This is a genomic window from Psychrobacter sp. (genome assembly GCF_036731945.1).
GTDB lineage: Bacteria > Pseudomonadota > Gammaproteobacteria > Pseudomonadales > Moraxellaceae > Psychrobacter.
The window spans coordinates 1-11,484 of sequence record NZ_DAINDI010000018.1 but is presented as its reverse complement, the minus strand read 5'-3'; the positions used below and the strand labels follow the sequence as shown (position 1 = coordinate 11,484).

The window sequence follows — 11,484 nt, the reverse complement described above, 5'->3', positions numbered from 1 at the left end:
AGTAACTCATGCATCACGAATTGGATATCACGTAGGGGCGCTTTATATTGCATAACTTCCTGTCCTTTTTTAGGATGCGACCGGCAGTAAAACAGCAACTGTCATCGACTATTATTAATAGTCTGAGTTGCCAACTATTTACTGTTAAAGGGTTTGTCTGTATCAATAACGGACAACAACACCGATCATATGAAATAAATTGAGAAGAGTGAAAAAGAATTATGATTGTATTCGTAAATTCTTGGTAAAAGATAGGCGTTCACTGGCAAATATACAAGTTTGGTGACAATACTGATAAGTCATCAACCTGTGTTGCATCCTATATATCATCAAGCTTATACGCCAAAACCTTAAGCGTTATTTAACAATAATAATAGAAAAACTCAAACAATCTCGCTTTAATAGATAATCCTAAGGACGGTCATTTTTAGACAAATGTTGCTGCGTAAGCATTTTAGTTGCCTCGTTCGCCGTCATCGGTTTACCAAACCAATAACCTTGACCGTACTGACAACCCATACTAAGCAATAAATCACGTTGCTGCTCGTTTTCGATACCTTCGGCGATAACGTGCATATCAAGCGCTTCTGCCAAATCCAAAATTGCTTTAACAATGGCGCGCTGCGTACCGTCATTGGTAATTTTAGAGATAAAGCTTTTATCAATCTTAATAAAATCAAACGGATATTCTTGTAAATAGCTTAACGAGGCAAAACCCGTACCAAAGTCATCGAGCGCCAGACAGATGCCAAGTTCTTTGAGTAAATCCAGTTGTTTTTTGACATTGGCATGGCGCTGTATTAATGAAGATTCGGTCACCTCTATGTGCAGTTGGTGAGCGGCAAGTTTATGGCTGTCTAACAAGTTACTGACCAAGTCAAAAAAATCAGGATGGCTGAATTCTGCCGCATCGGCGTTGATACAGATGTGCTGCTCAAAGCCCAAATCTTGCCAAACGGTCAATTGCTTGGCAATTTGGTTCGCCATTTGTGAAAACAGCTCAAACGATAATTTATGAGAAATTATGGCATCCATAAAATCGGCGGGTCTTAGTAAGCCGCGAGTAGGATGTTGCCAGCGCACCAACGCCTCAAAACCGCTAATCACACCCGTATCTAAGGCGAATTTTGGTTGGTAGTACGGCACAAATTGGTATTCGTTGCTGGCCGTCCTAAGCTCAGACTCTAACTTTATATCGTGCGCATTCCTCTCGTTAATCGATTTATGATACCAACAGACATCATCACCGCCTTGCTGCTTGACGTAATTCAACGCTTTTTCGGCTTTGGTCAATAAGCCGATGAACTCATTGCCATTTTCAGGAAAATAGCTGACCCCAACCGAGATATGACAATAGACTTGGGCTTCTTTTGCCATGCTGTCATTTAAGAAAAAAGGGCGCTCGCACATTTGCATTAAGCTGTCTAATTGATGGCGCACCATATTGGCATCGTTGCATTCAAATAATAACGCAAAGTCGTCACCACCAAAATGCGAAAAGCAGCGTAAATTGTCCAGCTCCAACTCGGTGATACGTAAAACAAAATTTTCTACCAGTTTGTTGATGCCATCTGGTCCCAATAAGATAGCAAGGTTGCGATAACGGTCAATGTTAAAACGCACGACCACCACTTCTTGGTAGCTTTCTATTAACAATTCACTGGTTTGACTTAAAAAGACTTTACGGTTTGGCAGTCCAGTCAGCTGATCATAATTTAACAGGTGGGCGACCTTTTTTCTATTTTTAGCCAGCGTCGCCATATTACGTATGGTGCCAACGTAATAAGGGGTGTCTTCTAAGTAAATTTTGCGATAAGTGATATGACAGTCGAGTATTTCGCCATAGCGATTTGCCATCGAAAAATCAATTTCACAAAATCCTGTACTGTCTAAACTGTTAATCAGATTTCTAAGCACACCTTGCTCTTCTTCGGACAAAAACTCGGCTGCATAGATACCAAGCGGACGGCCAAGCAAAAATTTTTCTGTATAGCCAAGCATCAGCTCATAGTTTGCATTAACGGATAGATAGCGCAGTTTGTCGTCCAATATAAAGATAGCGTCTTCAAATTGCTCGCACAGCTTGACCAATAATTGCTGTTTATCCGATATTGGCATAGGGGTAAAATCGGTCATAATAGGACTCATAACATCAAATTGAATAATAAATGGCGATGTGGCGATGTAGCGATGGCAATTTGATGCCTACATATGTAAGGTGTGCAGGGTTGCCAATGAGCCCAATGTCGCTAGGGCAACGACAGGCGCAGTTTCGGTACGCAGCACCCTTGGGCCGATTTGCCACGGTGCAAAACCAACGTCAGCAGCTTTGGCGCATTCATCAGCGCTGAGCCCGCCCTCAGGTCCGATTAGTAATTCAACATAAGGCGTCTGTTGTTTCAAAACGACGGGCAGCGCCTCAGGCATCAGCGGCTGTCCTGCTGCTGGCACGCTTAGCTGCAGACGTAAATCTGCTGGTTGCTGTAATGCTTGATAGTAGGCATCTTTACTTAGCTCAGCGACGATTGGGCTAACTGCCATCTCTTTGTCGTTTTCATTTTCGTTGGCCGCTATATTTGACAGCCAGTCATCAATCGATAATGGCGCGAGAATAAGGGGCGGGCGATTCAGTCCACATTGCTCACAGGCGGCAATCGCCACTTGCTGCCAATGTGCCAGTTTTTTCTCCACTTGCGCAGGTTTTAGGTTGACCTCACCGTGATGGCTACTCAATAGTTGAATAGCAGTGACACCAAGCTCAGTGGATTTTTGAATGGCGTAATCCATGCGCTCGCCGCGACTCATCACCAGCCCGATTTTTGTCAAGACAGCGGCATTGCGATCGGTTTCTACGTGTGCTAATAACGTCGCAGTGGCCTGTTTTTTACTGATGCTATTGAGCTGTACCTGATATTCACCGCCAAAACCGTCAAATAAAATACCTGTGTCACCGATATTAGCGCGCAGTACACGGCACCAATGATGGACAATACTTTCGGTCAACTCGACGTTAGCACCGATAGCTAAGGTGCTCAGTTGTGGGTAGGTTGGGGCATTTTTATCACTGCTGTCGCTACTGGTGGCATAAAAGAAACGTCGCAAAATTACTTATTCCTATAATGGGAGTCATGATATTTTTCAATATCTTAGCAGAATATCATTTGGGTGGGTAAAGGGATTGTCATAAGTAAAATTGGCATAAATGCAATTCCCATACCAAAAAAGACCGGCGCCCCTAAGAACGCCAGTCATTCAGCAATACATTCGATAAATATTTAAGCAATCAAGCCTAAAGCTTCGACTAAGCGTTTATTTGGCTCAACCTTATTCATGCTATAAAAATGCATGGCAGGTACGCCCTCAGAGATTAGACGCTCACACAAACGATAAACGACATCAAAGCCGAACTCACGAATAGAAGCACGGTCATCACCAAAATCCGCCAAGCGCTTACGCACGTAACGCGGAATATCAGCGCCACAGCTATCAGCAAAGCGTACGAGATTGCTTGAGTTGGTAATCGGCATGATGCCAGCAACCAAAGGCTGCGCAACCGTGTCAATACCGCGTTTTTCTAAGGTATCACGTAGATATAAATAGCTATCGGCATTATAGAAAAACTGGGTAATCGACGCATTGGCGCCCGCTTGGTATTTATTGACCAAATTGTCGACATCAAATTCAAAGCTACGTGCTTGCGGATGCATCTCAGGGTAGGCTGCGACCTCGATACGGAAGTGATCATCTGAATGTTCGCGGATAAACTTCACCAAGTCTAACGCAAATGGCAGCTCGCCCATACCAACCTGACCGGATGGTAAATCACCACGCAGAGCGACCAAACGTGTGATGCCCAAGCTCTTATAAAGATCGAGCAGTTCGGCGATTTGACTTTTGTCATCACCGATACAAGACATATGCGGCGCAATATCTGTGTCACCGCGCGCGCACAAAGCTTGCACGATATCTAAAGTGCGGCCACGGGTTGAACCGCCAGCCCCGTAAGTCACCGAAAAATAAGTTGGTGATAGCTTATTCAGCTCATCATAAGTACTGAGGAGCTTTTCATGTCCTAGCTCAGTTTTAGCCGGAAAAAACTCAAAGGAGAAAGCAGGCTTAGTCACAGTCTGACTCCTATTAGTATTTATAAGCGTCAGGCTTAAACGGACCTTCGACAGGTACGCCCAAATACTCGGCTTGCTTTTCAGTCAGTTTCGTTAAAGTACCGTTAAAGCCTGCAACCATCGCCGCCGCAACTTCTTCATCGAGTTTCTTTGGTAACACTTTGACATATAAATTATCAAAGCGCTCATCGACTGGCAGCTCAGCAAACTTTTCTTCAAACAAGTACATTTGTGCCAGTACTTGGTTGGCAAATGAACCGTCCATCACGCGTGATGGGTGGCCGGTTGCGTTACCTAAGTTTACTAGACGACCTTCAGCAAGCAAAATCAAGTAGTCATTTTCATCGTCTGAACGGAAAACTTGATGGACTTGTGGCTTAATCTCAACCCAGCGCCAGTTATCACGCATAAATTGGGTATCGATTTCGGTGTCGAAGTGACCGATGTTACAAACGACTGCACCTGGCTTCAATGCCGCTAGCATGTGACGATCACAAACGTGATAGTTGCCAGTAGTCGTAACAATTAAGTCAGTATCTTCAAGCAGGCGAGTGTTGATGTTTTCTGCGCCGCCAGTGTTATCGCCATTGATGTACGGTGACAATACTTCATAGCCGTCCATACAGGCCTGCATAGCACAGATAGGGTCAACTTCTGATACACGAACAATCATGCCTTCTTGACGTAAGCTTTGCGTTGAGCCTTTACCCACATCACCATAACCGATGACCAAAGCGCGGCGACCGGCAAGGAACATATCAGTTGCACGTTTGATGGCGTCATTTAAGCTATGACGGCAGCCGTATTTGTTGTCATTTTTAGATTTGGTAACTGCATCGTTAACGTTGATAGCCGGTACTTTTAGCGTACCTTTACCCAGCATTTCAACCAAACGATGGACACCTGTAGTAGTTTCTTCAGAGATACCATGGATGTTATCAAGCATTTGGGCATAATCATTATGAATCAAAGCAGTCAAATCACCGCCGTCGTCCAAGATTAAGTTTGCATCCCAAAGCTGACCGGACTCTTCGCCGCCAATGTGGATTTGTTGACGCAAGCACCACTCGTACTCTTCTTCGGTTTCGCCTTTCCAAGCATAAACAGAAATACCAGCAGCAGCAATCGCCGCAGCAGCATGGTCTTGAGTTGAGAAGATGTTACATGAGGTCCAGCGTACTTCCGCACCAAGCGCAACTAACGTCTCGATAAGGACAGCCGTCTGAATAGTCATGTGGATACAGCCAGCGATTTTTGCGCCTTTAAGCGGTTGGTCGGCTTCGTAGCGACGACGCAAACCCATCAGGGCAGGCATTTCGGCTTCAGCTAGGGTGATTTCACGGCGACCGTAATCAGCAAGGCTGATGTCGGCGACTTTATAGTCAGTGAAAGAGGGGTCGATCGTATGGGCAGATGGGGTGTTAGACACTGCGTCCATAATATGCTCCTATCAGTTAATAGATAAAAAGAATAAAAACGCAGGTGCCGTTATTTGCACTGTTCATAACCCGAAATGGTAATAAACAGTTAACCGAGCCTAACATAATAAATGATTTGCAAAGCAATAAAGCTTAATTGCAGTAATCGATGATTATGGCGCAACACCTCTCGGAGGTCGTTATTGTAATTGATGGTGATTAAATTGTCACCTATTGGCTGCGGAAAATCGTAAGTGCTTGCGTCATAAAAAAAGGCCATCGATTGATAGCCCTGATTATTTATATACATGCTGTGTTATGAAGCTAAATACTTTTAGAACCAGTTATAGGTAAGTGAGGTGAAGTAGCTGGTGCCTTCTGTGGCGTATTCATTACCGAATTGGCTGGCGAGGGTATAATCCTCATCAGTAATATTGTCTACTCGCAAGTTAGCACGAAGATTAGGAGTGATATAAGCAGCGCCGCTTAAATTAAGCAAGGTATAGCTATCAAGTTTATTGTTTTCGGCCGTGACTCTATCATCTGTGTGTTTGGCTTCGAGGCGAATATCAAACATCGGTTGTTGATAACCCACGTAAATCAAACCACTGTTTTTAGGACGATAGGCAAGCTGTTGATTATAGCTTGCGCTATTTGCCGTTTTGTCCTTCGCATCTAAGTAGTCATAACCGAGACCAAAGATAAAGTCATTCATATTCCAGTCTGAGGTCAAACTTAACCCTTTGATTTTCGCTTCACTGATATTTGCCGCATTAGAAATCAGGTCTTCTGCATCGGTGTAATAGCCTGTCAATCGTGATGTTTGAGCATCATTTGCGTATTCAACGAATACTTCGGTATTTTTCGTTCTTTCAGGCTTAAGGTTAGGGTTGCTAAAACCCGGCCAGTATAAGTCATTAAACGTTGGTGCACGAAAACCTGTGGCATAGTTGGCACCAATTCGCATACCTGCCAACGGACGTATAGCCGCTCCCAAATTGTAGGTACTCTCATTACCATACTGAGAGTTGTCGTCTAAGCGATAGTTGGCTTGTAGGTCATAATAAGTGTCCGTGAGCTGATAACCAACAAAGGCACTTTTGACCGTTCTGTCGTCGGGGTCATAAGGGGTCTGTACAGGAGGAGTGGTGTCAGGGTAAGGTGGATAGACTAAAACATCTGACGCGTCTAGCTTTTGTGACAACCATTCTGCGCCAACAGTTACAGTACCCGGTTGCGCGTCAATACTGGTCTCTAAACGTGCTTGCTCTTGTGTGGTATCGTACTGACTGCCTTCTTGGTAATTGATAGAGTAGGCGTCATGAGAAGTCGATTTGTCGATACTTTGACCATAGCTAAGTTTGCTAACTGTCAAAGGCGTTTTATATTGAAGATAAGCATTTGCACTGCCATTTTTTTGATCTGAATAGGCATTTGGGAACGCATTTCCTGCTGAGTCAATATCAGTGGTAGAGTCAGTATACAAAGCACTCAATCCCGCGCTTAGCGAGTCTGAAAGCTTGTGCTGCAATGCCAAACTGGCGTTAGTAGATTTAAAGCCATCATCGTCCGCATTATAATCAACAGACTCGGGGTTGGCTATGACGTTAAAGCCGTCTGTTTCGTTGCGACTGACACCCAAGCTCAATAATGAAGTAGCATTTTTAAGCTGACCTGTGACGCCTACTTGGTAGTGATTATTACTGCCATAACCAATGCTAGTAGAAACATTGGATTTATCGACACTATTGCCTTTAGTAAAGATTTGAATGACACCGCCCATGGCATCAGAACCATAAATACTAGAACCTGAGGCGCCGTATAAAATCTCAATACGATCAAGTTGATCTGCTGATAATAAGTTTAGAGAAGGGCTACCCAAGGAGATAGAACCATAGCGTATCCCATCGATAATTACCAAGACTTGCTTGCTATCAAAACCGCGCATATAAAAATTACTGGCTGTGCCCATACCGCCACTTTGTGTGATATTAATACCAGGCTGGTTCTTTAATACGTCAGTCACTGTCTGACCCTGATAACGCTGCAATTCCTCACTATCAATGACTCGAGTTTGAGCGATGACATTACTGGTTTTAGTGGGCGTCCGCGTCGCCGTCACGACGATTTTATCAAGCTCAACTTGTGGCAACTCGCTGTGATTGATAACGCTACTATCACCAGTCGCAGCTGTGGCACTCATAGCAAATCCGCCTAACGCTCTTAAGATACATAACCGCAGATAGGTGGTCGAAGATGAACGTGATAAAGCCATATTGAATTCCAAAGTTAAATGACAAGTTGAACAAATTAAAAAGTTACAGAAGAGAGAGCCTAAAAGTAAAAAGTTACAAAAAATAATACGAATATTACATAAGGTTATTATCTATAAAACCAGCACATTTATAAACTACTTTGTCCTAATATTTATTCAGCATACGCTGAGTGGTGCTCATGATGGTTGGGGTTTATCTAGGTTGTTTAGCCATTAGTAGTGTTTTTTGAGCCTTTAAATAAGTATCATCTGCATTAAAGGCAAGCACTATTTTAATCAGTAATAAAAACATGCAATCAAACGCATTGCTGTGATTAATAATTGCTATTATAGTGGCGGTTTTCATTTATTTACTGTGCTGCTCTTCCTAAAGCTAAGAGGTTTGTTTTGTCTATTCAGCGTCATCTGAGTGCTCGTACTGCGCCATCTGCATCACTTATATCTTTAAAAATAAAAACGCCGCTTATGATAACGGTGTTTTTATTTGCGATGCTATTGAGTGTATTAAGCGTGGTTTTTTCACATAAGGCGCTTGCTGCCGAAGCCAACATATTAGGCGTGGGTGGTCAAACTGAAGAGGTGGTCAATACCTCGGTGCCCGATTCTTTCGGACGTGATACGCCGCGCCATACCGTACAAGGCTTTATTAAAGCGTTGGGCGATAACGACTATCTGCTGGCCAGCAATTATCTAAATTTATCCAAGTCTGATAATCCAACCACTGTGGTGCGCCAATTTAAGCAAGCACTCGATGCGGGCGGGCGTTTTCAGCCTGATTTGCAAATTAACAATACGCCTGAGGGAAATTTAAGCGATCAGCTACCGCCAAGCCAAGAAAACGTCGGCGTGATTAATGTTGGTGATAAGAGCGTGCCGCTGGTGCTCGAAAGAGTGGCCTCTAAGCAAGGCGAGCAGTATTGGCAGTTTTCAAATGATACCCTAAGCTCCATACCAGAAGTGATAGAGAATTATCAGCCGACGCTGGTTTCGCGCTACACCATTGATTCATTAGATGGTAAAAAGCTATTTGGTTATCAGATTTCCGACATGTTGGCGGCATTAGCCATTATAGTCAGTAGTTTTATCTTCACTTACATCGTGGTTTGGCTGCTCTATTACTTATTAAAACTGATTTATCCTCGCCTACGAGGTGAGACGTTACCGCTACCCAATAATGTGATATTGCCACTGACCGTGGTTATCACGGCGCTGATATTGGCCGAGGTGATGGTTTATGCCGGCATATCAGTGACACTGCGTGAACCAATTAAGCGCTTTACCGACATTGCCTCTTGGGTAGCGACGACATGGCTATTACTGCGGGTTATTGATTCGATATTTACCCGCGCGGTCAATTTAAGTTATAAGAAAAACTATACCGAGCGAGTTTCTATCTTGGGTTTGATGCGCAAGGTGGTCAAAGCGCTGTTATTAATCTTTGCGGTTATTGTCATTTTTGGAAACTTAGGATTTGATTTGACCACAGGGATTGCCGCATTAGGGGTCGGTGGTTTAGCCTTGGCACTGGGTGCGCAAAAGACGATTGAGAACTTGGTCGGCAGTGTGGTGGTGGTGGCAGATTCGCCAGTACGCATCGGCGACTATTGTAGCTTCGGCAACCAAGCAGGTACGGTGATTGACATTGGTATTCGTTCATCACGGGTACGCACGCTGAACCGGACGATTGTGACGGTGCCTAACAGTGATTTTTCATCGATGCAAATTGAAAACTATACTTCACGGGATATGTTTCACTTTTTGCATAACTTATATATCAAACGCAATGCGGATATTGATGTGGTCTTCAAGATGGTCAAAAAATTAGATCAATTTTTGGACGAGCACGAGCTGACCAATCAGGAGTGGAATCAGGCCAATATTTCAGAGCTTCGCCAAGACTGCTACGTCATTCAACTGCGCGCTTATATTAATGCTGTCGATTCGATAGAGTTTTATCGCAAGCAAGATGACTTGTTGGTCGACGTGTTGACCCTGGTGAAAAAATACGATGTCGAGCATGCGCTGCCAACGCAGCAGCTGATTGTCAATCAGGCTGAGCTTGAGCCACAGCTTCAGCTAGAAACCGTGACCGATGATTCGATAAACGAACCAGCGGCCGCAAGCGATGCGGGTGAAGCAGACACTGATGCCGATAACGACAATGCTGGTGATGAGCAAAAGACGCTTGATTTAAATAAAAACGCTGACAGTGCGACGAGTGAGAAAGAGGCTCGTAAAGACACCAGTAAAAAGCAAAAACTACAAAAGCATAAACATCGTCTGTTAAAAAAAGGTAAGTTCAAACACGCCAAAAAGAAATTTGGCTTTTCTATTTGGAATCAGCCTTAATATTTTGTGTGGTGATTTTGCTTAAGATTTATTGAACGTTTTATTTATAAAGCTATGGCTTATAAAGGTATAGCGGTTTTTTGACGTAAAAAACCATAGTATTGCCATAACAATAAGCTGGCAGCGCTACGGTGCGGTGACCAATCTTGGGTCAGAATTTTTAATTGTTTTGGCGTTGGGCGCTCTTCTAAATCTAACAATTCCATCGCTGCTACTTTAATCGCTAAATCATCGACTGCCAGCACGTCAGCGCGCTGTAACGAAAACAGCAGATACATCTCAGCGGTCCAGCGTCCAATACCGATAACAGCCGTCAGAGTGCTGATAACTTCTTCATCGGGTAGGGTCTCTAAGGCAGCGAAATCTATATTGTGCTCGACCAAAGAGCGCGTATAACGAATTTTTTGCTTAGATAGCCCTTGAGCGCGTAAATCCTCGTCTGTCGCTGCCCGAATCGCTGATGGCGTCGTCAAACCTGCCTCTACCAAGCGCTGCCATATACTAGCTGCCGCTGCGACTGATAGCTGTTGCCCAACCATCGCTCTCATTATTTGTGTAAAGCCGCCTGCGTTATGGCGTAAATCAGGCACACCCACTTGCGCATAAACAGGCGCAAATTTTGGCTCGAGAGCAATCAAAGCATTGATATGTGCTTTTAATTCTTGTTCATTTTCGATGGTTTGTATATTCATAGAGAAATCACTTACTAAAAAATATGCAGCGAAATGATAGGAAGGTTTATCAAAGCGCGACTACAAAACGAGAGGGTAAACCTTTGATATAAAAAAGGACTGCATGGTGGCAGTCCTTTTTTTCGATCTATAATTTTATTCTTTATCGGTTTTGGTCTTTTTAAGTAGTACCAGTACCGCACCATTGCCACCATCTTTCGGCGGAGCCGAGCAAAATGCCAGTACTTCTGGCAGTTGACGTAACCAACCGTTGACGCAGGTTTTTAAAATGGCTTCAGAGCCTTTACCGTGGACGATTTTTACCACAGTTTCATTGTTTTGCTTGGCTTGGCTGAGCAGTTGCGTCATTGCATCGCGCGCTTCTTCGATGGTGCAACCATGAATGTCTACCGCATCATACCAGCGCAATTTGCCCTGTTTTAATTGGGTGAAAATCTTGTTTTGTAGGGTAGGCTGCTTATAGGATAAATAGGCTTCGCCTGCTACAGGGTTTAATAGCGCCTGCATATCTGATAAACCTGCGCCCAAATCACCAGCTTCACTACCTTGAGCGGCAGCGCGTTTTGATAACGTTGCAGCGTCAGGCTTACCCGCTTTAGAGGCGTTGGCAGGTGTGCGTACATTTT

General features: G+C 43.9%; 8 protein-coding genes. 1 reads left to right on the top strand and 7 read right to left on the bottom strand.

Features of this window, described 5'->3' with window-relative positions; translation table 11 throughout:
* Window positions 1-411: 411 nt before the first annotated feature.
* The 5 genes from V7D75_RS05300 to V7D75_RS05280 form a co-directional block, all read right to left on the bottom strand.
* The gene (locus V7D75_RS05300) at window positions 412-2,136 is read right to left on the bottom strand and encodes a putative bifunctional diguanylate cyclase/phosphodiesterase (protein ID WP_333613716.1); all 1,725 of its coding nucleotides are present in this window, start codon (window positions 2,134-2,136) and stop codon (window positions 412-414) included.
* 69 nt (window positions 2,137-2,205) lie between these two features.
* The gene (locus tag V7D75_RS05295) at window positions 2,206-3,102 is read right to left on the bottom strand and encodes a 16S rRNA (uracil(1498)-N(3))-methyltransferase (protein ID WP_333613715.1); all 897 of its coding nucleotides are present in this window, start codon (window positions 3,100-3,102) and stop codon (window positions 2,206-2,208) included.
* 173 nt (window positions 3,103-3,275) lie between these two features.
* Complete coding sequence (locus V7D75_RS05290; RefSeq protein WP_333613714.1) at window positions 3,276-4,124, bottom strand: methylenetetrahydrofolate reductase; 849 nt, start codon at window positions 4,122-4,124, stop codon at window positions 3,276-3,278.
* Window positions 4,125-4,137: 13 nt separating this feature from the next.
* Window positions 4,138-5,562 (bottom strand): adenosylhomocysteinase, encoded by a 1,425-nt coding sequence (gene ahcY / locus V7D75_RS05285; protein ID WP_333613713.1) that lies wholly within the window; start codon window positions 5,560-5,562, stop codon window positions 4,138-4,140.
* 314 nt (window positions 5,563-5,876) lie between these two features.
* Complete coding sequence (locus V7D75_RS05280) at window positions 5,877-7,745, bottom strand: TonB-dependent receptor (RefSeq protein ID WP_333613712.1); 1,869 nt, start codon at window positions 7,743-7,745, stop codon at window positions 5,877-5,879.
* Window positions 7,746-8,204: 459 nt separating this feature from the next.
* On the opposite strand from V7D75_RS05280, the gene V7D75_RS05275 reads away from it, so the two are divergent.
* Entirely contained in the window at window positions 8,205-10,166 is a 1,962-nt protein-coding gene (locus V7D75_RS05275; RefSeq protein ID WP_333613711.1) for a mechanosensitive ion channel family protein, read from the top strand.
* Window positions 10,167-10,225: 59 nt separating this feature from the next.
* Here V7D75_RS05275 and V7D75_RS05270 read toward each other — a convergent pair whose 3' ends face one another.
* Together V7D75_RS05270 and V7D75_RS05265 are read right to left on the bottom strand one after the other, a co-directional pair.
* Entirely contained in the window at window positions 10,226-10,858 is a 633-nt protein-coding gene (locus tag V7D75_RS05270) for a DNA-3-methyladenine glycosylase family protein (protein ID WP_333613710.1), read from the bottom strand.
* Between the two features lie 135 nt (window positions 10,859-10,993).
* On the bottom strand, window positions 10,994-11,484 hold a 491-nt coding region (locus tag V7D75_RS05265), incomplete at its 5' end, for a Smr/MutS family protein (protein WP_333613709.1).

Coding starts and splice junctions, on each gene's coding strand:
- V7D75_RS05300 (WP_333613716.1), bottom strand. CDS start 2,136: ATGACCGATTTTACCCCTATGCCAATATCGGATAAACAGCAATTATTG.
- ahcY (WP_333613713.1), bottom strand. CDS start 5,562: ATGGACGCAGTGTCTAACACCCCATCTGCCCATACGATCGACCCCTCT.
- V7D75_RS05280 (WP_333613712.1), bottom strand. CDS start 7,745: ATGAGTGCCACAGCTGCGACTGGTGATAGTAGCGTTATCAATCACAGC.
- V7D75_RS05270 (WP_333613710.1), bottom strand. CDS start 10,858: ATGAATATACAAACCATCGAAAATGAACAAGAATTAAAAGCACATATC.